The organism is Micromonospora sp. NPDC093243, assembly GCF_044753725.1.
GTDB lineage: Bacteria > Actinomycetota > Actinomycetes > Mycobacteriales > Micromonosporaceae > Micromonospora.
In genome coordinates, this window is the sequence record NZ_JBIVNT010000001.1 from 155773 (window position 1) to 180214 (window position 24442).

At 70.1% G+C, this 24442-nt stretch carries 17 protein-coding genes; 9 read left to right on the plus strand and 8 right to left on the minus strand.

What is annotated here, in order from left to right:
* Positions 1-5: 5 nt before the first annotated feature.
* On the minus strand, positions 6-962 hold the full coding sequence (locus tag ACIP9D_RS00790) for an SRPBCC family protein (protein WP_350876605.1): 957 nt from the start codon (positions 960-962) through the stop codon (positions 6-8).
* 375 nt (positions 963-1337) lie between these two features.
* Here ACIP9D_RS00790 and ACIP9D_RS00795 point away from each other — a divergent pair, with 375 nt between their 5' ends.
* Positions 1338-2135: a hypothetical protein gene (locus ACIP9D_RS00795; RefSeq protein WP_350876607.1), complete on the plus strand. Its 798-nt coding sequence runs from the start codon at positions 1338-1340 to the stop codon at positions 2133-2135.
* A gap of 15 nt (positions 2136-2150) precedes the next feature.
* On the opposite strand, the gene ACIP9D_RS00800 is transcribed toward ACIP9D_RS00795, so the two are convergent.
* A complete protein-coding gene (locus ACIP9D_RS00800) occupies positions 2151-3455 on the minus strand; it encodes an alpha/beta fold hydrolase (RefSeq protein ID WP_350876609.1) in 1305 nt (434 codons plus the stop codon).
* A gap of 113 nt (positions 3456-3568) precedes the next feature.
* On the opposite strand from ACIP9D_RS00800, the gene ACIP9D_RS00805 reads away from it, so the two are divergent.
* Together ACIP9D_RS00805 and ACIP9D_RS00810 are read left to right on the plus strand one after the other, a co-directional pair.
* Entirely contained in the window at positions 3569-4090 is a 522-nt protein-coding gene (locus tag ACIP9D_RS00805) for an RNA polymerase sigma factor (protein WP_400449106.1), read from the plus strand.
* Positions 4077-5297 carry a sialidase family protein gene (locus ACIP9D_RS00810; RefSeq protein WP_350876613.1) on the plus strand — a complete coding sequence of 407 codons (1221 nt, stop codon included), beginning with the start codon at positions 4077-4079 and terminating at the stop codon, positions 5295-5297. The genes ACIP9D_RS00805 and ACIP9D_RS00810 overlap by 14 nt, the downstream gene beginning before the upstream one ends.
* 92 nt (positions 5298-5389) lie before the next feature.
* Here ACIP9D_RS00810 and ACIP9D_RS00815 read toward each other — a convergent pair whose 3' ends face one another.
* The gene (locus ACIP9D_RS00815) at positions 5390-6103 is read right to left on the minus strand and encodes a PH domain-containing protein (RefSeq protein ID WP_350876614.1); all 714 of its coding nucleotides are present in this window, start codon (positions 6101-6103) and stop codon (positions 5390-5392) included.
* 131 nt (positions 6104-6234) lie between these two features.
* Here ACIP9D_RS00815 and ACIP9D_RS00820 point away from each other — a divergent pair, with 131 nt between their 5' ends.
* Together ACIP9D_RS00820 and ACIP9D_RS00825 are read left to right on the plus strand one after the other, a co-directional pair.
* The gene (locus ACIP9D_RS00820) at positions 6235-6588 is read left to right on the plus strand and encodes an SCP2 sterol-binding domain-containing protein (protein WP_350876616.1); all 354 of its coding nucleotides are present in this window, start codon (positions 6235-6237) and stop codon (positions 6586-6588) included.
* A 12-nt stretch (positions 6589-6600) separates the two neighbouring features.
* Positions 6601-8649: a glycogen debranching N-terminal domain-containing protein gene (locus ACIP9D_RS00825; RefSeq protein WP_350876724.1), complete on the plus strand. Its 2049-nt coding sequence runs from the start codon at positions 6601-6603 to the stop codon at positions 8647-8649.
* Positions 8650-8704: 55 nt separating this feature from the next.
* On the opposite strand, the gene ACIP9D_RS00830 is transcribed toward ACIP9D_RS00825, so the two are convergent.
* Complete coding sequence (locus ACIP9D_RS00830; RefSeq protein WP_350876618.1) at positions 8705-9859, minus strand: helix-turn-helix domain-containing protein; 1155 nt, start codon at positions 9857-9859, stop codon at positions 8705-8707.
* Positions 9849-10007 carry a hypothetical protein gene (locus tag ACIP9D_RS00835; protein ID WP_350876620.1) on the minus strand — a complete coding sequence of 53 codons (159 nt, stop codon included), beginning with the start codon at positions 10005-10007 and terminating at the stop codon, positions 9849-9851. Before ACIP9D_RS00835 ends, ACIP9D_RS00830 begins: the two co-directional genes overlap by 11 nt.
* Before the next feature lie 221 nt (positions 10008-10228).
* Here ACIP9D_RS00835 and ACIP9D_RS00840 point away from each other — a divergent pair, with 221 nt between their 5' ends.
* From ACIP9D_RS00840 to ACIP9D_RS00855, 4 genes are all read left to right on the plus strand, one after another.
* The gene (locus tag ACIP9D_RS00840; protein ID WP_350876622.1) at positions 10229-11587 is read left to right on the plus strand and encodes a hypothetical protein; all 1359 of its coding nucleotides are present in this window, start codon (positions 10229-10231) and stop codon (positions 11585-11587) included.
* 41 nt (positions 11588-11628) lie between these two features.
* Positions 11629-12129: an NUDIX hydrolase gene (locus tag ACIP9D_RS00845; RefSeq protein WP_350876624.1), complete on the plus strand. Its 501-nt coding sequence runs from the start codon at positions 11629-11631 to the stop codon at positions 12127-12129.
* 248 nt (positions 12130-12377) lie between these two features.
* Positions 12378-13886, plus strand: coding sequence for a hypothetical protein (locus ACIP9D_RS00850; protein ID WP_350876626.1), 1509 nt, complete (start codon positions 12378-12380; stop codon positions 13884-13886).
* A gap of 979 nt (positions 13887-14865) precedes the next feature.
* Positions 14866-17904, plus strand: coding sequence for a TrlF family AAA-like ATPase (locus ACIP9D_RS00855; RefSeq protein ID WP_350876628.1), 3039 nt, complete (start codon positions 14866-14868; stop codon positions 17902-17904).
* A gap of 140 nt (positions 17905-18044) precedes the next feature.
* Here ACIP9D_RS00855 and treZ read toward each other — a convergent pair whose 3' ends face one another.
* The 3 genes from treZ to glgX are packed head-to-tail and all read right to left on the minus strand — an operon-like array spanning position 18045 to position 24230.
* A complete protein-coding gene (gene treZ / locus ACIP9D_RS00860; RefSeq protein WP_350876630.1) occupies positions 18045-19778 on the minus strand; it encodes a malto-oligosyltrehalose trehalohydrolase in 1734 nt (577 codons plus the stop codon).
* The gene (gene treY / locus ACIP9D_RS00865) at positions 19775-22111 is read right to left on the minus strand and encodes a malto-oligosyltrehalose synthase (RefSeq protein ID WP_350876632.1); all 2337 of its coding nucleotides are present in this window, start codon (positions 22109-22111) and stop codon (positions 19775-19777) included. The genes treZ and treY overlap by 4 nt, the downstream gene beginning before the upstream one ends.
* 1 nt (position 22112) lies before the next feature.
* Positions 22113-24230 carry a glycogen debranching protein GlgX gene (glgX, locus tag ACIP9D_RS00870; protein ID WP_350876634.1) on the minus strand — a complete coding sequence of 706 codons (2118 nt, stop codon included), beginning with the start codon at positions 24228-24230 and terminating at the stop codon, positions 22113-22115.
* Positions 24231-24442: the final 212 nt, after the last annotated feature.

The following is a 24442-nucleotide window of genomic DNA, read 5'->3' on the forward strand; positions in this document are numbered from 1 at the left end:
GGCGCTCAACGCCGGTGGCCGTTGGGCAGCGGCTGGGCGGGGCGCTGCATGACCTGCTGCCGCGCCGAGATCCCGTCCGGGCTGCCTTCGGAGCGGACCACTTCCCCGGTCTCCAGCACCTGCTTGAACCGGCGCAGGTCGTCGCGTACCTGCTGCTCTGGCGCCTCGCCGAAGAGCTTCGCCACGGCCCGGCCGAGCGAGCCGGCCGGCGGCGCGTAGCCGAGCTGCACCCGGACCTCGGTGCCCCGGTCGCCGGGGGCGGGTTGAAAGCGGACCCGGCCGGCGTTCGGCACCCGCGCGCCGGGCATCGACCGCCAGGCGATCGACCGGTTCGGCTGGTCGTCCAGGATCTCCGCGTTCCACTCGATGAGCCGGCCGGCCGGCCCGCGGGCGGTCCAGTGCGACCGGCGTAGGTCCTCGGCGCGCACCGACTCCAGGTGCGACATGAAGCGGGGAAGGTTCTCCACGTCTCGCCAGAACCGGTAGGCCTCGGCCGGTGACCGGTTCACCGTCACCCCGACGTCGATGCGGATCATCCGGTCCCGGGATCGGCGGGCGCGGGAGGCGGCGAGCGCGGCGAGCACGTCTACGGCGGTGATGCCGGCGATCACGGCGGTGGTGGCGGCGACGCGTTTCCGCCGGTCACCGCCGCGGTCCGCGAGGGCCCGGGCGAGCAGGGTGAGGTCCATGGCGTCGCCGGCCACCCGGCTCCAGGCCCAGCCGGCCGTGCGGCGGCCGGTGATCAGCCCGGCGGCGTGGCCCAGTTCGCGGGCGCCGACGGCCGGGATGATGGCGCGGGCGGTGGGCGAGTCGTCCACGCCGGCCAGTTCGGCCAGCCGACCGGGCGCGGCGAGGGCGCCGACCCCGAGCACGAGGCTCAGCCAGCCCACGGCCCGGGCCAGGAGCGGCTCCCGGAGGGGGGAATCCAGTTCGGGCAGGAGCACTCCGTCGATGCGGTTCACGTCGGTAACCTCCGCGCAGCGCGGGGCCGCCGGCGGACCGGCGGCGCGGCGGTGGACGCCGCCACCGTGACGCTATGCGGTACGGCGTGACGACATGCCCGATTCAGCCGAGAATGTCCAGCCGTCTTCGCTGCGCCAGCTCCGAGCATCCGCCCGACCGGGCCCGCCCGCCTGGTCAGCGCGATCTTCGCGGCGGCCGTTTGCGCTCCCGAGAGTTCGGCGGGAGACGCAGGCGGCAGGCGCAGGCGAGGATTGTTCGGCGCTTCCGGGTGACGACGGCGGAGTTGGCGCCGAATGGGCTGCCACCCGAGCCCTAACATTCGCCCCAGACGCCCGGATTGTCCGAGCGTTAGCCACTTTGAGCACGGAGGGCAGATGGCACCGGTCCGCGCACTTCGCACGCTGATCGCCAGCGGCGTGGTCGCCCTCGCCCTGATCGCGCCCGGCGCGTCCGCCGCGCCGCCGAGCGAGACCTCGGCCGCCGGCACCGCGCCCAGCAGGCCGCTCGGCCCGGACGGGTCGCGCGGCACCACGGCCGGCGGGCCGCTCGACTCCGAGGAGCCGGGCGGCACGGCGCACGGCAAGCCGCACGGCCCGGAGGAGCCGCGCCCGCCGCTGCTGCCCACGGACTTCCGGGGCGCCGGCCGGTACATCGTGCGCGACCTCGGCATCGACGTGCCCTTCACCTGGGAGGGCCGCAATGGTGACAGCCAGATGATCGCCGGGGGTCCGCAGCATCCGATCTGGTTCACGAACCTGATCTACCGCAACACGCTCTACACGCTCACCTACAAGTGGCCGAACATCCCGCTGGACCCGCCGCGCCCGTGCGATCGAGTGGGGTTCTTCAACCGGCAGATGTTCAACGACCTGCTGAAGACCGCGCGGTTCGTCGGACCGGAGATCCTGCAGGGGAAGCCCGATCGCCGCGTCGACCACTGGCGGGTCGGCGTCGTCGGCGGCTCCACCCAGCCGGGCGAGGTCTTCCGGTTCCCGATCGCCCTGGGCGATGTCTACGTCGACCAACGGAACCCGAGCCAGTGGTGGCAGGTGCTGCAGTTCGGCTTCCAGAACCTCTTCGATCCCGCGCTGGACGAGTGGTTCACGATGAGGACCTTCACCCATCAGCCGGGGCAGGTCACGCTCCCCGACCGGTGCCCGCCACCGCTGTGACCTCGACGCCCGTGCTCAGGTCTCGTCGCGGACCACCCTGATCAACCGGTCCAGGACCCGACCCTCGCTCACCCGTAGGCCGTCGTGCTCGTACTCATTGGTGATCCAGGGGCGCAGGCCGCGCACCGCGCGCGCGGTGGCCAGCGAGTCGTCGGTGTCGACGTACATGTCGTCGTGGTAGACGGCGGCGGCCACCGGCACCTCGTTGCGGGCCAGTTGCCGCGGGTCGTACAGGTCGGGCCACTCCTCGCGGGCCGCCAGCAGCTCCGCCACCTCGCGCAGCGGGGCCAGCGCCGGATCGGTGCCGAACATCCAGGGATAGATCATCTCGCCGGTCAGCAGCACCGGCAGGTCTTCCGCCCGGTCGGCGTCGAACTGCGGGAACTCGGCGCGTACCGTCTCGGCCGCCCATCCGATGGCGCGCGGCGACACCGAGCGCTGGCCGTAGATCGACTCGTGCAGCAGCGCGTAGAGCGGGCGGCCCGCGTACGAGAGATGGCCCTGGACCTCGGCGAGGAACGAGTCGGCGAGCCGGCGCTCGGGCATCCCGGGCAGGAAGGCGTCCTCGAGCAGGTAGTGCAGCGCGGGTGAGCCGCTGCCGGTGCCCAGCGTGATGCCGAGCGCCTGGAACGCCTCGGCGGTCAGCAGCCCGCCGCCGGGCAGCCACACCTCCCGCTCACGCAGGTGCCTCACAACGGCGTGGACGGCTTCGACGTCCTCCGGGTAGCGGGCGTAGTGCGCCTCGACCTTGCGCTGCACCCGTGGGTAGGCGGCCCGGTAGACCTCCTGCGCCGTGCTGCGCAGCCCGGGCAGGCCGCCGGTCACGAAGGCCTCGCGGACGCCCTCCGGCGCGTACGACAGGTAGGTCAGGGTGCAGAAGCCGCCGTAGCTCTGGCCGAGCAGGCTCCACCGTCCGTCCTCGCCGATCAGTTCCCTGCGGATCAGCTCGCAGTCGCGGACGATCGAGTCGGCCCGAAAGTGCGCCAGGTAGTCGGCCTGCGCGGCGGCGTCCCCCCGCAGCGGCAGCGTGTGTCGGTCGGCGGGGGTGGAACGGCCGGTGCCGCGCTGGTCCAGCAACAGCACCCGGTAGTCGTCCAGCGCCCGGTTCAGCCAGCCGTCCCGGCCCACCGGGCGCGGCGATCGCCCGCCGGGGCCGCCCTGGAGGAAGAGCAGCCAGGGCAGCGACTCGCGCTCCCGGCCGGCGGCCACGACCTCGCGGGCGTACACCTCGATCCGCTCGCCGGCCGGATCCGCGTGGTCCAGCGGTACCCGGAAGGTGTGGTCGGTGATGACGGTGCCTGGATGGCGGTAGGTCGGCACGGGTTCCCTTCCCGGAAGATGTCTCGACGCGCGAGCGGCTACGAGAATTCTGACCGACCACCGGAACCTTCTCCGCAGCCCGTTGGTGGGAGTGGTGGAGAAGGGTGGTGACGGTGTCTCACGGTGATCTGATCGCCGAGCTCTACGCCGGCTGTTTCCGCCGCCTGGTGGTCCAGCTGTACGCGGTAACGGGCGACCTGAGCGAGGCTCAGGAGGCGGTCCAGGAGGCGTTCACCCGGGCGCTGGTGGCGCCCCAGCGCTTCGCCGGGCTGGACAACCCGGAGGCGTGGCTGCGCCGCGTCGCGGTGAATGTGGCTCGCAGCCGGTACCGGCGGCGCCGGGTGTTCGAAGGGCTGCTGCGTCGGATCGGCCCGCCACCGGTGGTCGCCGACCACTCGCCTGAGCACCTCACCCTGCTCGCCGCGCTGCGCAGGCTGCCCGAGGGGCAGCGGCAAGCCCTGGCCCTGCACTACCTCGTCGACCTGTCGGTGGACGAGATCGCCGCGACGTTGGGTGTCTCGGCCGGAACGGTGAAGTCCCGGCTCTCCCGGGGCCGGCATGCCCTGGCAGCGCTGCTCGCCGACTCCGACGTCACCGATCCTCAGGAGACCGGGAGGATCCATGCCCGACCGTGAGTTCCCCGGATTCGACGCCGCCCGCCTCGCCGAGGCCGTCCGGCAGCCACCCCTCGACGAGCTGCGCTCCACGGCCCGGTCCCGCCGGCACCGGTCGGTCGTTGTGGTGGTGGCGGCCGCCCTGGTCGTGCTGGCCGGCGTGACCGTCGTACCGCTGGTGGCGGGGGCGGACCGGGCCGAGCCGGCAGGGCCGGCAGGGCCGGCAGAGCCGTCGCCCCGCCCCGAACACTCCGGCGACTTCACGCTGACCGGCCCCGACTCCGGTGTCGACGTACGGCGGGACCGATGCGACCTGCGCTTCTTGTTGACCGCTGACCGCGGCCGGAGCTGGTCGGACGAGGACTCGGCGCTCTTCCACGGCATCAGGTGCGAGGCCAGCGCCACCGGGACGCCCGACAGCCTGCTCAAGTTCTCTGTGCTCAGCGACCGGTCCTACCTGGTCGACGACGCGGGCCTGCTGCGCCTCTCCACCGACTACGGCCGCAACTGGCGGGAGGCGACTGGGGCGACTGTGGCCGTCCCCGCCTTCCCCACGACGGCCCGGCCGGTCTTCTGCGGGTACGACTGCGGGGCGATGCAGGAGCCCCTCGCCGTGGACCCGTCGGCCGGAACCGTCTACCGGCTCACCGGGACGGCGCCGTCGTGGCGTCCGCTCCGCAGCCTCTACCCGAGCCCGGACGGCACGCTCTGGGCCATGTACCAGATGCCCGCCAACCCGGGAGCGACGCTCGCGCGCAGCATCGACCGGGGCGCTACCTGGACCACCTGGGAGACGGAAGCCGACGTACGGGTGCTGGCGGTCGTCGGGCGCGACGCCCAGGAGGGATACCTGCTGACCGAAGGATCGAGCACGAACGGCTCCCCCCGGCTGCTCCGGACCACCGACGGCGGGAAGAGCTGGGCCGACACCGGCGCCGACCTGCCGGCACAGGCGCACTGGGATCTCACCATCGGGACAGACGGATCCTTGCTGGCGATCACCAACGGCGGTACGGACTCCACCGGCCCCGCGCGGCTACTGATCAGCCGCGACGACGGGCGGCAGTTCACGGTCGCCCGGGAGTACGGCCGGCTCGTCGGCTCGGTCAGCGTCGCGCCCGGCTATGCCTGGCTGTTCGGACGGGACGACGGGTCGACCGGCGAGCCGGACCACTTCCTGATGACCACGGACGCGAAGAGCTGGAGCCGCTTCACGCTCGCGCCCTGAGCAGCCGCGCCGCCGGACGGCGAGGTGCCGAGCGGCGGCCCGTCGGCTGGGGAACACCCACGGGAGCCTCCCGGCGTCCTGGCGGGCCCGACCTAGCCGGTGCCGCGGATCTTCGCCAGTTCCGCGCCGAACTCGGCGTCGGTGAGCGCACCACGCTGGTGTTGCCGGGTCAGCGTGTGGATGTCGCGCCGCTGGTCAGCGGAGACGCCATCGCGGGCCACGGGGGCCCGGGTGACTCCGGCGGACGGGCTCGTCGACCCAGTCTCAGAGGCCGGTAGCGGAAGCCGCGTGGTGGATGCCGTCTGCCGGCGGCGCTGCGCGTCGCGGTGATGGGCCCGCAGTGTCGCCAGGATCTCGTCGTAGTGCTCGGGCCAGGTGGCCAGCCGCCCCAGTTCCGGCCGGAACGTGAACGGCCGGAAGAGGTCCCCGCGTTGCAGCGGGGTCTGGATCAGGACCCCGTCGGCTCGTTCGATGACGATGGCGGTACGGCCCATGTCCAGGCCCCCGATGGAGGCAGTGCCGCTGCGGATCGCCGCCACCGACTCCCACGGCAGCGTGGTCGTGCGCAGAAGGGACCGGGTCCGGAGGCCACCATCGCTGACATAGACGCCGAGCACCGCCCGCCGTGCCGTGACGGCGAGGGCGGCGGCCAGCCACACCCCGCAGAGGACCGCCATCGGGGCCGACAGGTGCCCGCGCACGTAGAGGATCCCGAGGAACGCGCCGAACCCGGCCACCCCGACCAGCCCCAGCATCGCGGAGCCGGTCGCCAGGTCGACTGAGTAAGGGCGGTGCCATCCACGCATGTCGCCATGGTGAGCGGCGGCGTCCACCAGGTAGGTGCCCCGGTACTCGGCCGGCAGCCGCCGGCACGGAGTTAGCCGCTTCGTCCAGCGGGTAGCCGGCAGGCGCCCCTACCAGCGCCTGGAGAGGTCGGATGACGACGACCAGTGCCTTCTTCGAGCGGTTGGCGGTTGCTGGCCAGGATCAACGGCTCAGCAACGTGTCCGGGAGCGTGCGGTTCGACATCCGGGACGGCAACCGCGTGGAGCAGTGGCACCTGGATATTGATCATGGCCGCATGCGGGTGACGCGGGACGGCGGCCACGCCCGGACCGTCATCCGGGTGTCCGCCCAGGTCGCGGAGGCGATGGCGCGGGGTGAGGTGAACGGTCTGGCCGCGATCATCCGGGGCGAGATCCTGGTCGACGGCGACCTCGGCCTGGCGCTGCGGATCGGCCGGCTGTTCCCGCGAACGCCGGATCAGACCGCTCCTTATGGCGGGAAGTAGCCGATGAGGGACATCCCCGGCACCGTGTCGTGCCTCGACGGCAACACCTTCATCGTGTCGGACGCCAGTGGTGACGTGGAGTCGTCGAGCAGTACCCCGGTCGGGCTCTTCGCCGCCGACACGCGATACCTGTCCCACTGGGTGCTCACCATCAACGGCGAACGGTTGAACGCGCTGTCGGTGGACGACATGCTGTACTACGAGGTCACGTTCTTCCTGGTGCCGGGCGGGGCGGTCGACTACGTGCAGGCCGACGTCTCGGCGATCCGGCGCCGTCGGCTCGGCCCGGACCTCACCGAGTCGTTGACGATCTTCAACTACGGTCAGCAGGACGTCGAGCTGGACGTGCGGCTCGACGTGGCGGCCGACTTCGCCGACATCTTCGAGATCAAGTTCGACCTCCACGACAAGGCCGGCAGTCACTACACCCACGTCGGCGCGAACGAACTGCGGCTGGGCTACGAGCGCGCCACCTATCGGCGCGAGGTCTCCCTGACGGCCACTGAGCCGGCCACGTTCGACGCGCAGGGGCTCCGGTTCGCCGCCCGACTGCGGCCCGGAGAGCAGTGGTCCACCGAGGTTCAGGTGGTCATGCGCGCGCTGCGCCCGGACGGTGTCGATTTCCGCTCCGCCCTGCGGGCGCTGCGGCCGGACGAGTCGACCCTGCCGGCGAGCGTGCAGGCGTGGGTGGCGGCGGCCCCGACCCTGGACACGGAGAACACCGCGTTGCAGCAGGTCTACCGCCGCAGCCTGGTGGACCTGGCGGCGCTGCGCTTCGCTCCGCTCTCGCTCAGCGGCGCGAGCGTACCGGCGGCCGGACTGCCCTGGTTCATGACCCTGTTCGGGCGGGACAGCCTGTTGACCTGCCTGCAGACCCTGCCCGTCACCCCGTCGCTGACCCCGCCCACACTGCGGATCCTCGCGTCGCTCCAGGGCGCCCGCACCGACAACGTGCTGGAGGAGGATCCCGGGCGGATCCTGCACGAGCTGCGCTACGGCGAGTCCGCCGCGTTCGAGGAGCAGCCACACTCCCCCTACTACGGCACCGTCGACGCCTCACCGCTGTTCGTGGTGCTGCTCGACGAGTACGAGCGGTGGAGCGGCGACACGGCGCTGGTGATGGAGCTGGAGCAGGAGGCCCGCGCGGCCCTGACGTGGATCGACCAGTACGCGGACCTGAGGTCCACCGGCTACATCTGGTACGAGCGGCGCAACCGCGCCACCGGCCTGGAGAACCAGTGCTGGAAGGACTCGTGGGACAGCATCTCCTACGCCGACGGCAGGCTGCCGGCCTTCCCAAGGGCCACGTGCGAGACCCAGGGGTACGCCTACGACGCCAAGGTCCGGGCAGCCCGGCTGGCCCGTACCGTCTGGGGCGACCCCGACTACGCCGACCGGCTGGAACGCGAGGCGGCGGCCCTCTACGACCGCTTCAACCGGGACTTCTGGCTGGAGGATCGTGGCTACTACGCGCTCGCGCTCGACCGCGACGGCACGCCCGTCGACAGCCTCTCCTCGAACATCGGACATCTGCTGTGGAGCGGCATCGTGCCGCCCGAGCGGGCGCCGCGGGTCGTCGAGCACCTGATGGGTCCGGCGCTCTTCTCCGGCTGGGGAGTGCGCACCCTCGCCGAGGGGCAGGCCCGCTACAACCCACTCGGCTACCACAACGGCACGGTGTGGCCGTTCGACAACTCGTTCATCGCATGGGGCCTGCGCCGCTACGGGTTCACCAGCGAGGCGGGCCGCATCGCCGAGGGCATCCTCTACGCGGCCACCTACTTCCAGGGGCGGCTGCCGGAGGCCTTCGGTGGGTTCGACCGCCACACCACCCGCTACCCGGTCCGCTACCCGACGGCCGGCAGCCCGCAGGCGTGGTCCAGCGGCGCGTCGATGCTGCTCCTGCGGACCATGCTCGGCATCGACCCGCACGAGGACCATCTCGCCGTGGCCCCCGCGCTGCCGGCCGCCTTCGAGCGGATCGCGCTGCTGGACATCCCCGGCCGCTGGGGCAAGGCCGACGCCTTCGGCCGCCGCCGCCCCGACCAGCCACACGGCTGATCCGCGTTCCCTGCGGCGGGATCACGATCTCCCGCCGCACAGGGCGGCCGGCCGGTCATCGGGTCAGGCCGACCAGCGTCGCCAGGCGCGCCACGCCGGCCGGCGCCGGGTGGCCCCGGGCGACCTCGGCGATCACCGTACGCGCCGACGGGCGGCACCGGACCTCGGCCGGCGCGATGCTGTCCGCGTCGACCAGCGCCCGCGCCGCGCCACGCAGGTCACCGAGCTGGAGGTACGCCCGCGCGGCGTCCACCAGGTACGCGCCCCGATACTCGGCCGGCAGCCGCCGCCACGCCTCCCGCCGGATCACGGCCGCGTGCCGCTGGACCGCCTCCCCGGCATCACCCCGCTCGGCGGCCGTCACCACCCGGGCCAGGTCGACGGCGATCGGTCCGAAGCTGGTCCGGTGCGCGTCGTCGTACCCCCGAAGCTGGGCCGCGAGGCCGGCGGCCTGGTCGGTCAGCTCCTCGGCGCGGCGGGGGTCGCCGCAGCCGGCGGCAGCCAGGGCGGCCTGGAGCAGCAGCGTCCCGCAGACCGCCCACTCCCCCGCCGGCCGCCGCGGCCCGGGCGCGACGCGGCTCGCGGCGGCGGTCGTCGCGGCAAGCGCCAGCCGGTCCCGGCCCGACGCGCGCAGCGACTGCCCGACCGACACGGCCGCCGTCACCGCCAGCACCGCATCGCCGCCCGCCACGGCCATCGCCCGGTCAGCAGCCAGCCACCCGAGGTCGGCCTCACCGAGCTTCACCAACACCGCCGAGGTGATCCGGTACGCCTGCACCAACAGCTCCGCCGACGGCGCGCCCTGGGCGGCGTCGAGCAGACCCGGCAGCAACCGCACCAGCTGCGGGTAGTGCGCGTGCTGGTAGGTCAGCCAGGCATGCCCGACCTGCCTTCTCAGCTCTTCGGCCGGGGGCTTCGGGTCTGACCCGCCGTCGTAGCGGGCCAGAGCGGCCCGGAGGTCGTCCACCCCGTCCAGCGAACCGGCCCGTGTCGTCTGATGCTGGCCGAGCAGCACCGCCGGGTCGATCCGCAGGACCTGGGCCAGCTCCTGGATCACCGAGTAACGGTCCAGGGGGCGGACGCCCCGCTCGACCTTGTCCACCCAGCTCTTCGACCTGCGCAGCCGGTCGGCGAGCATCTGCTGGGTCATCCGCCGCCGCACCCGCCAGCGCGCCACCCGGCGACCGATCGGCAGCTCGTCACCGGTCACGCCGCCACCGCCGGTCCGGGACCGCGCGGGTGGTCTCCTCCACCGGTACGCGCTCCGCCTCGGCCTGCGCGAGCAGGCGCTGCTTGGCGGCCTCCCGCTCGGCCGCCTGAGATTGTTCGCCCCGGCTTCCCGAATCGCCGTCTCGCATCGCCACCTCCGCCAACCGGTGCAACGGTGGTATCCACCGCCGCCTAGGGACTTCCGAGACCAGCGAAGCCGGCTGTCTGCCGACGGACCAGATGGCATGCGATGCGCTCCATTGCGCTGTTCAGGACGTGGTTTGCGCGGGGTTGCGCGGATCCCCATAGGACTGAAGCAACGAATAGGCTCGTCACTGTTGGTAGTTGTCTGATGCCTGGAGGCACAGCCATGGCGCGGCCGGTCACGAACGCAGCATTCGAAGCGCTGCTGCACTCCGCGGGCTACCGCAATGCGCACGCCGCCTTTGCCCGCCAGCTCAATCACGCCGGCCGCAGCCAGGGCACCTGGCGCTACGACGCGGCCAGCGTCTACTGGTGGCTACGCGGACGCCGACCCGGCGAGCACGTTCAAGCCGCCATGGCCGAGACACTCGCCCGGAAACTCGGTCGCTCCGTCGCCGTCTCGGAGCTGGGATTCGGGACAACGGACAGCCTCGGAGCATCCGTCTATCCCGCGTCCGTCGGTAGGGCGATCGACACCGCCGAGCAGCTTTGGACGAGGCTGGCCAAGCATCTGACCCCGCAGGTCGGCGGGACGTTCGACAGCGGCAAAGCCCTACAGGCCGCGCTCGGGTGGCGGTATGACCTGCCCGATAAGACGGTCAGCCGAACCGGCCGCCAGCCAGTCACACCGACCGACGTTCAATCGCTGTACGCATTGGCGGACCACTTCACCGATCTGGACCGACGCCACGGCAGCGGGTCTGCACGCACCCGAGCGCTCATGGCCGACTTCCTTGTACGTCAGGTCGCCCTCATGCTGCGGGGTACCTACACGGATGAAGTGGGGCGTGATCTCATGCGGGCGGCCGCGACGCTCAGCGGGCAGCTCGCCTTCATGTCGTACGACGCGGGCGACCACGCCACCGCCCAACACCACGCCACCGTCGCATTGCGGCTCGCGAAGGCCGCCGACGACCGCCTGTACGGCGCTCATCTGTTGGCCAACCTCGCCACTCAGGCGGTGTACCTGGGGCACGCCCGGGATGCGGCGCGGCTTGCCGAAGCAGCCATAGACGGAGCAGGGCGGGCACCCGCTGCCGTGTTAGCTCGGCTGCACGCCACCGCCGCCACGGCCTATGGGCAGGCTGGCGAACGACGCGCCTGCCAAATCGCGCTTGTGCAGGCGGAACGTGCTCTCGACCGGATGGACCCCGGGGCTGCCCCGCGTTGGATCAACTACTTCACCTCGGCCCACCTTGCCGGGGCGGCACTGAGGTGCCTGGGCGATCTGCACCTCTACAAGCAAGCTCTGCGGCACGCACCCGACGCGCTCGATCTCGCGAACCAGAACAGCCGGACACGTGCCCTGCACACCGCGCTCGTCGCCATGACCCATGCCCGCGCCGGGGACGCCGATGCCGCCTGCGACTGGGGCCGGAGGCTGGCGAAGCACACCGCAAACGTTCGTTCCGCACGGGTCGAACACCGCGTCCGTGAACTCACCACCACCCTCAGGCCGCAGCAGGCACTACCCCAGGTCAACGAAGTTCTGCATATCCTTAGGGCCGTGCCAGCGGCCGCGTAGCCGCGAAAGCGCATCGAGACACATCCGCTAGCGTCACCAAGGTGACCTGGACGGAGCCCGCCATCTGGTACGCCAACCTGGCTTCCTTCTACGCCGCCGCCGCGGCGTTCATCACTGACCCAGCCGGCAACGTGCTGCTCGTCAAGCCCACGTACCGCGACCACTGGGCTTTCCCCGGCGGCTACGTGGACGAGGGCGAATACCCGCATGATGCCTGCGCCCGCGAGGTCCGAGAGGAGTTGGGGGTCGATGTCGTGGTGGGTGACCTCCTAGTCGTGGACTGGGCGCCGCCCGCCGGGCAACGACCACGCGCGATCATCAGCTTCACTTTCGACTGCGGGACCATCACCGGCCTCGACGGATTCGAGTTGTCCGGACAGGAGTTGGAGGATGTTGGCTTCTTCTCGGCGGGGGACGCCACGCAGCGCCTTCCCCGCGGTGTTGCTCCAAGGGTCCGCTCAGCGATACACGCGCGAAGCCGACACGCCCCGGGTTACCTTGCGGGCGGCTCAGCTGTCCCGCCGAACCTGACCGTTCAGTAGGCTATGGGTCTGCGGCCACACCCCAGACTTCATGCCGGCAGTCCGGCGTATAGATCGACTCGTCCGTGGCCGATCGGGCTGCCCGAGGGCAGATGGTGGTTGGGCCTACCACCTGCCAACTTGAGACACCATTCTGGGTTCTGGCCGGCTTGAGGCTGTGACCTGCATGTTTCGGGTTCGCGAGAGCAGAAACTGCCCACTAAGCCAGGTCGTTGAATTACTGGAGCTGCCACAGGTGCGGGTCGGTGATGACTGCGGCACTGCATCGGGCGATGTGTGGCAGGGCGGATCGTCACGGAGGTTCGGTCCTCGTCCAGCAGACGATCACGCCTCCGGTGCGTTCGGTGGGCTATGACACAGTCCTGAGTGTGTCGTTGGACGAGCTGCCGGACTGGTTGCCGGCTTGGTGTCTTGACCAACTGGGCGGAGATCCGGCCGGCATGCTGTTCCAGTCGCGACAGGTCTCGATGGTGTTCGGTCTGCGGTTGGTCGGTGGCAGGGACGTCGTGGTCAAGGCGCGCGCCGACGGCGGCCGGGCCTCGGCGTGTGTCGCGGCACAGGCCCGGCTGGCCGAGCGCGGGTTTCCGTGTGCCCGGCCGCTCACGCCGGTGGTCGATGTCGGTGCACTGGCCGTGCACGCCGAGGAATTGCGGCCCGGCGGCGAGGTGTTGCACGGGGACTGCCCGGACGTTGCTGTGCGCTGCGCGGAGGTGTTCGCCCGGCTGATGGGCGTACTTGCCGGCGTGCGCGTCGTGCCGCCGCTTCCGAATCCGCCCTGGGTGCGGTGGGACCACACCGATTCTGGGGTGTGGCCGGCGAGCGACTTTCTCGACAGCCGGGACCAGAGTGTCGTGTCCGCGCACATCGTTGAGACGGCTGAGCGGGCCCGGGGGCGGCTGCTGGCCGCCGGCTTGCCGTGCGTGCTCGGCCACGCCGACTTCGAGGCGCAGAACCTGCGGTGGCATGGTCGGCAGGTGTGGGCGGTGCACGACTGGGACAGCCTGGCGTGGCAGCCGGAGGCGGCGCTGGTGGGAGCGGCGAGCGGGTCGTTCGCCAGTTCCGGACCGCCCACGCTGGCGCCGATCGAAAGCTCCGAGGCGTTCCTGGCGGCTTATCAAGACATTCGAGGGCGCTTGTTCACGGCCGTGGAGCTGGAGATCGCATGGGCGGCCAGCTTGTGGATGGCTGCGTACAACGCTCGGGAGATGGCACTGTGCGGTGGCACCCGGCGGGCGCCGAAGCGCTGCGGGCGCAGGCAGCCGAACGCCTCCGCCGGGCTAACGCGTAAGATCAGCACACAAAATTCAGCGGGTTTTGTCGTGTCGGTCATGGCGTACGTGCGGACGGTGAAGACGGCGTCTGGGGCGCGGGCGGTGCAGGTCGTGCATTCCCAGCGCCGGGGATCGCGGGACATCGAGCACATCGGGTCCGCGCACACGGACGCGGACGTGGAGCTACTCAAGGCGGCAGCGGCTGGCCGCGGGGCAGCAGGAGTTGGATCTGCGCCTGCCGGACAGTCCGGCCAACGGGGGCGACCCGTTGGCGATCACATCTACACGTGCCGGGCATTTGCTGGACGCGTTGTGGCGCGGGTACCAGTTCCTGGATCACCGAGTACCTCCAGGGGACGGACGCCCCGCTCGACCTTGTCCCCAGCTCTTCGCCTCGGCGAGATGATCGCATGCGACATCCAGGCGACCACTGACCGTCGACGTCAACGCCGCCGAGAGGTGAAGCTGACCCAGCATCTGCCGTAGCGCTGGCCGCGTTCGTGCAGGCCGAGCGGGCCGCGCCGGTGCCGTTTGCTCTCAACCCACTCGCCCGCGATCGCTACGGGCGATCTCAGTGGCCAGCCGGTCGGCTGTGTAGGTCGAGGGTCGCGGCGGAGCAGGGCGAATCCGGGCGGGTGATCGAACTGTCCCGGACTGTGCGACCGCAGGGTCTCGCGGCGTCCATCCGCCAGCAGTCCTACTGGCTTGACCTCGGTCGCGCCCTGGCGGACGGCGGTCGCCGGGACACCGAAGGGCCGACCAGATCGCCTTTATGCACTCGGCGGCACTCTCGCGGGCCGGATCGCCGGACTCGGTGCCCTGGCCGAGCAGGTCGGCCACCGTGACATGGAGCGCAGCAGCGAGGGCGACGAGAGTGGAGCGACGGTCAATGGTCTTCCGACCCGACCCGACCCGACCCGACTCGACCTGCGACGCGTAGGACTGAGTGACACCGGCCAGCCCAGCGAGGACGGCCTGAGTCCTTGCGCCACGGCGCATCCTGCTAGTACCGGATCCCGGCCCCGATGGTGTCCGGCTTCTTCACCATGCCTTCGCCCACTTCCAGGTAGAGGACTGGGACAGCGGCCACGGCCTGCCATCCCCGCACGATTGGACGGTACACCGACAGCGCGTCCAGGCGATGACGCTGAGTGCCGAGAAGCGCGGCCCCGCGCACTCGCACATGTATGCCGCAGCGTCAGAGTTGACTACGGTCGCCGGGTGCGTGGCGAGCCGCGACGGAGGGCCTGCATGCGACGCACCGCACGGCTTCCGGATCTGCCGATGAGCGCGTGCTAATCCGTCGAGCCCTTACGGCCATCGGCGCAGCCAGTTCGGGCAACACGCGCATAAGGCCTGAATCGGACATTGCCCGCCCGTGCCCTTCAGGGGGTGGTACAAAGCCGTCACGTATGTGATGAGATCTTAGCGGCCGGCGGCTGCATCGGCGAATGGACTAGCTGCATTGTTTGAGCGTGGGACCGAGTGGCGGATGTGGGACCTGCATGTACACACGCCTGACTCCCTGCACCACGGCTACAGCGGCGCGGACCCTTGGGACAGGTTCCTAACCGAGCTGGCTGCGCTGCCGCCGGAACTCAGCGTTGTCGGAATCAACGACTACTGGTTCCTCGACGGCTACGTGCGCGTGCGGCAGGAGTTCGATTCCGGTCGCCTGCCAAACTTGGCCGCCGTCTTTCCGGTTATGGAAATCCGTTGCGACAACTTCGGTGGTACCGATGGACGGTTGCGTCGGATCAATCTTCACTTCATCTGTGATCCGACGTTGCACGTTGAAGTGATTAAGACGCAGCTGATTGGTGCGCTACGACCAACCTACAGGCTCCGAGAGGATGATCCTTACGACGAGTGGAGCCAGGCGGTGAGCCTAGAGTCGATGGAGAGCCTAGGCGCGAAGATTAAGGGTCAGGTCCCGACATCCGAGCTGGCACACTTCGGCAGCGACCGGGAGGAGGGCTTCAACAATATCTGCGTACCGTTCGAGCGTGCCGTTGAGGCCGTGCGGCGGAACTCGGTGCTTGAATCACGAGTGATCCTGGCTGTCGGCAAGACGGAGTGGGCCTCGCTGAAGTGGAATGATCAGTCGATTGCGACCAAAAAGACGTTGTTGAACGCTGCTGATGCGGTGTTCACCGCTGCGGCCAACCGGGAGGAATTCACGGCCGGCCGTGATGCCCTGATAAACCACCGGGTAAACAGCAAGCTGATCGACTGCAGCGATGCACACACCTGGATGACTAGCACGGAGAAGGATCGCCTCGGGAACTGTTTTACCTGGATCAATGCTGACCCGACCTTCAAGGGTCTCCGTCATGCGTTGCGTGAGTACGATCATCGCGTTACGGTTGACCGGCGGCCAACGGCCTTGCATCGGCTGGCCACCAAGCCTGAGACGATTGTCGATGCGATTGCAGTTCGAAGGAACATTGATTCGGCCGGACCTTCCCTCTTCGACTGCAAGGTGCCATTGAATCCCGGGTTCACTGTAGTGTTGGGCAACAAGGGTCAGGGTAAGTCTGCACTGCTAGATGTAATCGCTGCCGCAGCTAACAGTGACCGCCGGGAGGATTTCTCTTTCTTGAAAGAGACTCGGTTCCTGCACAACAAGGGCCGCGAGGCACGCGAGTACGACGCCACTTTGAATTGGTGCGACGGCACATCACGCAGGATCTCACTGGATGAGCCTTTTGTGGCGAGTGAGCAGGTCCGCGTCGACTACCTGCCGCAGTCCCTCATCGAGCGCGTCTGCTCGGCGGATCCTGACAGCGTCGAGAAGCGGCAGTTCGAACGGGAGATTGAGCAGGTCGTCTTTCGTCACGTGCCGGCTTCCGACCGCGGGGACTCGGTCTCGCTGCGCGACTTTGTCGATCGGCAGTCAAAGTACCCGAAGGAAAAGCTCGCGGCCGCGCGCGGTCGCCTTCAGGCAGCGGCCGCCGCCTTGATCGACATGGAGTCCGCCCAAGAGCGCCTCCTAGCGCTAAACCTGGATGGACGCCTGGCGGCCATTCAGGAGCAGATTGCCGAAATTGAAGCGCAAGTCTTGATTCTCAAGGCCTCGCTCGACGAGCGACACCGGGTCGCGGGTGCAGCCACGGAAGCGCTCTCGGCGCGCCGCGACGATGCTATTCGCCGCCGTGACGAACTTGCTCACGAAATCCAGGAGACGACGCGTGTGGTCGCCGAGTCGACGGAACGGCTTAGGAATGCCGCCGACCTTCGTCAGCGCTTGGCGGACGCTGTCGGGATTACCTCCGGACATGCTCGTGATCTTGCTGAAGTGCTCGGGACTGCCCCTTCCGCGTTCTTCGAGATGTCAATTGCCGAACAGATTATCGACGGGCTCATTCGGAACATCGACGATCAAACGAAAATGCGACAGAGCCAGCTGTCAGACCCGGTGGAGGGGCTTAACGCGCGGGCTGAACGCGCGAGCACGGAAATCCTGGACGTTGAGCGAGAGCTCTTGGAGCACTCTGTCGGCACAGAGGCTGACCTAACCACACTCGCCGATCTAGAGCTGCGGCGATCGCATCTGATCGGCGACGCGGGAAACGTTGATTCGATGCTGGGGCTGCAGGCTCTTGTGTCTCAACGTGACTCGATCCCGGAACAGCACGCCGCCGCGCGGAGTCGGCTTGAGGCTTCTTTTCGTGAGGTGCACCAAGCGTCGATGGCCATTTTCGCTGTCCAGCGGGCAGCGTACGGCGGAGCAACCGAGTTTGTCGCGGGCAGCGAGCTCTGCCAACAGGTGGGCCTAGAGTTCGGCGTGGAGCTGCGCGCAAGGGATTTCCTGAAGTCGTGGGTTGAGATGGTAAACAAGCAGCGGCTGTCCGAATTTCCCGAGGTTGTTGATTCGGGGGACCGTGACCTGCTCCTAGATGGGGCTGATCTTGGTTCGGCTGACGCCTTATATGCGTCGTTGTCAGCGATCGAAGCTAGGCTTACCGCTGCTAAAGGTGCCAGCGGCGGCCGGCCAAGAATGCTGTCCTCGATCATGCGGTCGGCCTATAAGGCGGCGGACCTGTTGTCGGCGATATATGGCCTGCGCTGGCTTGAAGGTCAGTATGTGATCCGATCCGCCGGGCATGAACTGTCGGAACTTTCGCCGGGTCAGCGTGGCCTTGTCTTGCTGATGTTCTACCTACTAGTGGATACCTCGGATCGCCCGCTCCTGCTGGACCAGCCGGAGGAAAACCTCGACAACCAGACCGTACGCAATCTGTTGATCCCTGCCCTTCGCAGCGCTCTCGCGCGCCGACAGGTGGTCGCCGTAACGCACAATCCGAATCTGGCCATCGTCGGCGATGCCGACCAGTTGGTTGCCGCAACATACGCGGACGGATCCTTCCGATACACTTCCGGTTCGCTCGCCCAGCGGATCATCGGTGGACACACCATCGATGTTCTGGAAGGAACTCGCGAGGCATTCGACAACCGGGAGCAAAAATACGATTACGTCGTTGGCCGGGTCGCCGAGGCATAACAGACGTAGCCAAATCCTCGCCGTGTCGCTGGCAAATGACCGTTTAGGCGGGCGCAGGGCAACCTGGCCGGACTGAACTCAGCCGGGCGCCCATGCCGCGATCCGCGTCCATCCTCCTACCAAGCGCATCGACCTCGACCTCACAGCGCCACGATCGCCGCCGTCTCGGCCGGTAGCTCGATCCGGTCCCGCATCACCGTGACGCCCTCCCCCGTGGCCAGCAGTACCCGCCGCGCCACCCCCGGCAACGAGATCCCTTGCGCCCGACCGGCGAGGTTCGCCACCACCAGCGTGTCGCCGCGCCGCATCAGCAGGAACTGGTCGCCGTGCCGCACCTCGACGCTGTTCAGCCGCGGGTCGGACAGGTCAGCCCGGCTCTTGCGGAGGGCGATCAGCCGCCGGTAGAAGTCGAGCATCTCCCGGTGTTCGGGCTTGTCCAGCTCTGCCCAGTCCAGCCGCGACCGCAGGTACGTCTGCGGGTCCTGCGGGTCCGGCACGTCCCCCTCCGGCCAGCCGTGCGCGGCGAACTCCCGCCGCCGCCCGGTGGCCACCGCGGTAGCCAGCTCCGGCTCGGGATGCGAGGTGAAGAACTGCCAGGGCGTCGAAGCCGCCCACTCCTCCCCCATGAACAGCATCGGGGTGAAGGGCGCGGTGAGCAGAAGGACAGCCCCCACCCGCAGCAGAGAAGGCGAGAGCGAAGCCGAGATCCGGTCGCCGGTGGCGCGGTTGCCGATCTGGTCGTGGTTCTGCAGGTATGCCACGAACCGGTGGCCGGGGGTGCGCTGCCGGTCGACCGGGCGGCCGTGCTGGCGGTTGCGGAAGCTGGACCAGGTGCCGGTGTGGAAGAAGGCGCCGGTGAGAACCTCGGCGAGGGTTTCCAGCGAGCCGAAGTCGCCGTAGTAGCCCTGCCGCTCGCCGGTGAGCAGGGTGTGCAGCGCGTGGTGGGCGTCGTCGTTCCACTGGGCGTGCAGGCCGAAGCCGCCCGCCTCACGGGGGGTGATCAGTTTCGGGTCGTTGAGGTCGGATTCGGCGATCAGCGACAGCGGCCGGTTGAGGTGGGTGGCGAGCGACTCGACCTCGATCGCCAGCTCCTCCAGCAGCGGCACCGCCCGGGTGTCCGGCAGGGCGTGCACGGCGTCCAGGCGCAGCCCGTCGACGTGGTAGTCGCGCAGCCACATCAGCACGCTGTCGATGATGTAGCGGCGTACCTCGTCGGAGTGCGGGCCGTCCAGGTTGACCGAGCGGCCCCAGGTGTTGCTCTGGTCGGCGAGGTAGGGCCCGAACCGCGGCGCGTAGGCCCCGGAGGGCCCGAAATGGTTGTAGACGACGTCGAGGATCACCCCCAGCCCCTTGCCGTGCGCCGCGTCGACCAGGCGTTTCAGCCCGTCGGGGCCGCCGTAGGGCTGGTGCGGGGCATACCAGCAGACCCCGTCGTAGCCCCAGTTGTGCTCGCCGTTGAACGCGTTGACCGGCAGCAGCTCGATCAGGTCGACGCCCAGCTCGACCAGGTGGTCGAGGCGGTCGATGGCCGCGTCGAAGGTGCCCTCCGGGGTGAAGGTGCCGACGTGCAGCTCGTAGAGGACGCTGCCGGGCAGCTGCCGGCCGGTCCACGAGCTGTCGGTCCAGTCGAACGCGGCGTGGTCGTAGCGCCGGCTCGGCCCGTGCACCCCGGCCGGCTGCCAGGGCGAGCGGGGGTCGGGCAGCGGCTGGTCGTCGTCGTCGAGCAGGAAGGCGTAGTCGGTGCCGGGCCCGGCGTCGGGTACGTCCACCCGCCACCAGCCGTTCGGGCCGGCGGCCATCTCGTGGTCGGAGTCGCCGGTCAGTCGTAGTCGGACCCGGGTGGCCTCAGGTGCCCACACCGTGAACTCGGTCATGACGCAGCCTCCACGGACTCGTTGGTGGGAGCCAGCAGCGCGACAGGGTAGGTGGCCAGCAGGTCGGCCAGAGAGGTCTCCCCGCCACTGTAGACCCGCCCGGTGAACAGGTCGGTCACGTTGTTAACGGGAAGCGACAGGACCGTGTCACGCCAGCCACCGGACTGCGCCAGCCGCAGCGGCAGCCGGGTGGCGACCGCGACCGCGCCGCCGCGATCGAAGGCCACCGCATGCCGCCCGGCCGGCCCGCGCGCCGGCACCGGCCGATAGCCGGTGAACAGGTCGGACCGGTCGCGGCGCAGCCGCAGCGTCCGCGAGACCACCAGGAGCTTCGCCGCCCCGTGGGCGTCGACCGGCGGCTGCCAGCCGCCGTCGAGCCGGGTCAACAGCTCCCGGCGTACGACGAAGTCGACCGGGCGGCGATTGTCCGGGTCGACCAGGGAGTTGTCCCACAGCTCGGTGCCCTGGTAGACGTCCGGCACCCCGGGCATGGCCAGCTGGACCAGCTTCTGCCCGAGGGAGTTGGACCAGCCGGCCGGGGTGATCTCGTCGGCGAACGCGGTCAGCTCGGCGTGCAGCCGCGGATCGTCGTACATCCGGTCGACCACCGCGCGCATGGCCCGCTCGAAGGCCGGGTCGGGGTCGGCCCAGCTGGTCGACGTGGACGCCTCCCGGGCGGCCTTCTCCACGTACGCGTGCAGCCGCTCCCGCTCGATCGGCCAGGCGCCGACGGCGGTCTGCCACAGCAGGTGCGCGAAGGCCGGGTCGGGCAGCTCCGCGGCGGCCATCCACCCGGTGACCCGCTGCGCCCACTGCTCCGGCAACTCGCTGAGCACGGCGAGCCGGGCCCGGACGTCCTCGCTGCGCTTCGTGTCGTGGGTGGAGAGCGCCGTCATGCCGGCCGGCCAGCGGACCTGCCGGGCGGCGACGAAGCGGTGGAACTCCGCCGGCGGCACCCCGAAGTGGGCGGGGCTGCCGCCGACCTCGTTGAGCGCGACGAACCGGCTCCACCGGTAGAAGGCGGTGTCCTCCACCCCCTTGGCCATCACCGCCCCGGTCAGCTGCGGGAAGCGCCGGGCCAGCTCGTCGTCGGGGTCGCGCAGCCGGCGGGTGACCGCGTCCAGTGCGCCGGCCAGGTCGGGGCGGCGCCGGCCGGCCTCGGCGCGGGCGGCGGCGAGGTGCCGGGCGCCGTGCGGTGGGTAGCCCCGGTAGACGGCGAATGCGGCGGCCAACTCGGCCAGCGCGGCCCGGGCCGCCTCGGACGGCACGTCGGGGGCGAGCGCGGCCAGCCGGGTCAGCTCGGCGGCGAGCAGTCGGGTGGCGGCGGCCAGCTTGGTGGCGTGGGTGAGGTCCTCCCAGGAGGTGTGCCGCCCGGCCAGCCGGGTGTCCAGGGCGGTGAAGTCCCCCTCGGCGTCCGGGTCGACGAAGAGCCCGCTGACCGCCGCGAGGGCCTCGTAGCCGGTGGTGCCGTCCACCGGCCAGTCCGGCAGCTCCTCGCCGTACTCGAGAATCTTCTCCACGACCAGCCATTGGTCCGGCGCGGCGGCGCGCAGCCGGGCCAGGTAGCCGGCCGGGTCGCGCAGCCCGTCGGGGTGGTCGACCCGGATGCCGTCGACCTCCCCGGCGGCGGCCCAGCGCAGGATCTGCTCGTGGGTGGCGGCGAAGACCGCCGGGTCCTCCACCCGCAGCCCGGCCAGGTCGGAGACGGCGAAGAACCGGCGGTACGTCAGCTCGGTGTCGCCGCGCCGCCAGGAGACCAGCTCGTAGTGCTGCCGGTCGTGCACCTCGCGCGGGCTGCCGTCGCCGGTGCCGTCGGCGACCGGGAACCGGTGCTCGTGGTAGCGCAGCTCGCCGTCGACCAGCTTGAGCTCGTCGAGGGCGTCCGGCGCGTCGGCCAGCACCGGCAGCAGCAGCCGGCCCCGGTCCCAGTCGATGTCGAACCAGTCGGCGTACGCCGAGGAGCGGCCCCGGGCCAGCACGTCCCACCAGGCGGGGTTGGCCGCCGGCATGGCCACCCCGGCGTGGTTGGGCACGATGTCGACGACCAGGCCCAGCCCGGCGGCGCGCAGCGCCCGCAGCAGCCGCTGCCGGCCCGCCTCGCCGCCCAGCTCCGGGTTGACGGCCCGGTGGTCGACCACGTCGTAGCCGTGCGCCGAGCCGGGGGTGGCGGTGAGCAGCGGCGCGCTGTAGAGGTGGCTGACGCCGAGGTCGCCGAGGTAGCCGGCGAGGCCGGCGGTGGCGTCCAGGTCGAAGCCGGGACGGACCTGCACCCGGTAGGTGGTCCGGACCGGGCCGGTCGGGGTCGACGAGTCGGGCTGAGGGGTGGCAGCCATGTCAGATCGTCCTCTCCAGCACCACCAGGGAACGGTCCGGCACCCGCAGGGTGCCGCCCGCGCTGATCACGGTGACGTCGCCCGGTTCGGGTTCGGCGGTGCTGATCACCCGTTCCCACTTCTGGCCGTACTCGCTGCCGGGCAGGGTGAAGTCCAGCGGCGCGTCGTGGGCGTTGAAGCAGAGCAGGAACGAGGCGTCGTGGTGGCGCTGGCCGTACTGGCCGCGCTCGCGGATGCCCTCGCCGTTGACGAAGAGCGCCACCGAGCGGCCGAAGTCGTTGCCCCAGTCTTCGCCGGTCATCTCCCGCCCGTCCGGGGTGTACCAGGCCAGGTCGGGCAGCGGGGCGTCGACCTCCCGGCCGCCGACCGGCAGGCCGGTGAAGAACCGGCGGCGGCGGAACACCTGGTGCCGGGCCCGGAACGCGGTCAGCGTCCGGACGAACTCCAGCAGCTGCGAGTCGGCGTTCTCCCAGTCGATCCAGGCCAGCTCGCTGTCCTGGCAGTAGGCGTTGTTGTTGCCCCGCTGGCTGCGGCCCAGCTCGTCGCCGTGGCCGATCATCGGCACGCCCTGCGACAGCACCAGGGTGGCCAGGAAGTTGCGCCGTTGCTTGGCGCGCAGCGCGAGCACCGCCTCGTCGTCGGTGTCGCCCTCCACGCCGCAGTTCCAGGACCGGTTGTGGCTCTCGCCGTCGCGGTTCTCCTCGCCGTTGGCCTCGTTGTGCTTGTCGTTGTACGACACCAGGTCGTGCAGGGTGAACCCGTCGTGGACGGTGACGAAGTTGATGCTGTGGAAGGGGCGCCGCCCGTCGTCCTGGTAGAGGTCGGCGGAGCCGGAGATCCGGGAGGCGAACTCGGCCAGGGTGGCCGGCTCGCCGCGCCAGAAGTCCCGCACGGTGTCGCGGTACTTGCCGTTCCACTCGGTCCACAGCGGCGGGAAGTTGCCCACCTGGTAGCCGCCGGGGCCGACGTCCCACGGCTCGGCGATCAGCTTGACCTGGCTGACCACCGGGTCCTGCTGCACCACCTCGAAGAACGTGGAGAGCCGGTCGACCTCGTAGAACTCCCGGGCCAGGGTGGCGGCGAGGTCGAAGCGGAAGCCGTCGACGTGCATCTCCTGCACCCAGTAGCGCAGCGAATCCATGATCAGCTGAAGCGAGTGCGGGCTGCGCACGTTGAGGCTGTTGCCGGTGCCGGTGTAGTCGACGAAGTAGCGCCGGTCCTCCTCCGAGAGCCGGTAGTAGCTGGGCGCGTCCACGCCCTTGAAGCTCAGCGTCGGCCCGAGGTGGTTGCCCTCGGCGGTGTGGTTGTAGACCACGTCGAGGATGACCTCGATGCCGGCGGCGTGCAGCGCCTTGACCATGCCGCGGAACTCCTGTACCTGCTGGCCGAGCCGGCCGAGCGCGGAGTAGCCGTGGTGCGGGGCGAAGAAGCCGATGGTGTTGTAACCCCAGTAGTTGCGCAGCCCCAGGTCGACCAGGCGGTGGTCGTGCACGAACTGGTGCACCGGCATCAGCTCGATGGCGGTCACCCCGAGCTTCGTGAGGTGCTCGATCATCGGCGGGGAGGCGATCCCGGCGTACGTGCCGCGCAGCTCCTCGGGGATGTCCGGGTGGCGCATGGTCAGCCCGCGCACGTGCGCCTCGTAGATCACCGAGTGGTGGTAGGGGGTGCGCGGCGGCTTGTCGTTGCCCCAGTCGAAGTAGGGGTTGACCACCACGGACTTCGGCATGAACGGCGCCGAGTCGGTCTCCGACATCCGCTCCGGGTCGCCGAGGTCGTAGTCGTAGACCGCCGGGTCCCAGCTCACGTCGCCGTCGACCGCCTTCGCGTACGGGTCGAGCAGCAGCTTGTTCGGGTTGCAGCGCAGCCCGTTCGCCGGGTCGTAGGGGCCGTGCACCCGGTAGCCGTAGCGCTGTCCCGGCTCGATCCCCGGCAGGTACGCGTGCCAGACGTAGGCGTCCACCTCGCGCAGCTCGACCCGCAGCTCGGCGCCGGTATCCCACTCGTCGAAGAGACAGAGTTCGATCTTCTCCGCCACCTCGGAGAAGATGGCGAAGTTGGTACCCATTCCGTCGTACGTGGCGCCGAGGGGGTAGCGCTCGCCCGGCCAGACCTGCATGTCGCTCCTTCGGTTCTGATCATGAGCGCACCGCATCATGAGCGCACCGGACGGCGGGCCGGACAGTGCGTACGGCGGTAATGCCCCGCCCCCGGTTCGGCCAATCCATCCTTTCAGCCGGCGCCCGGAAAACGGCCGGTCTGCGCCCGGACGGGACTGTCAGGTGTCGTCCGTCACCTTGGCCCGTTTTCGAGATGCGATATCGCGCCGGA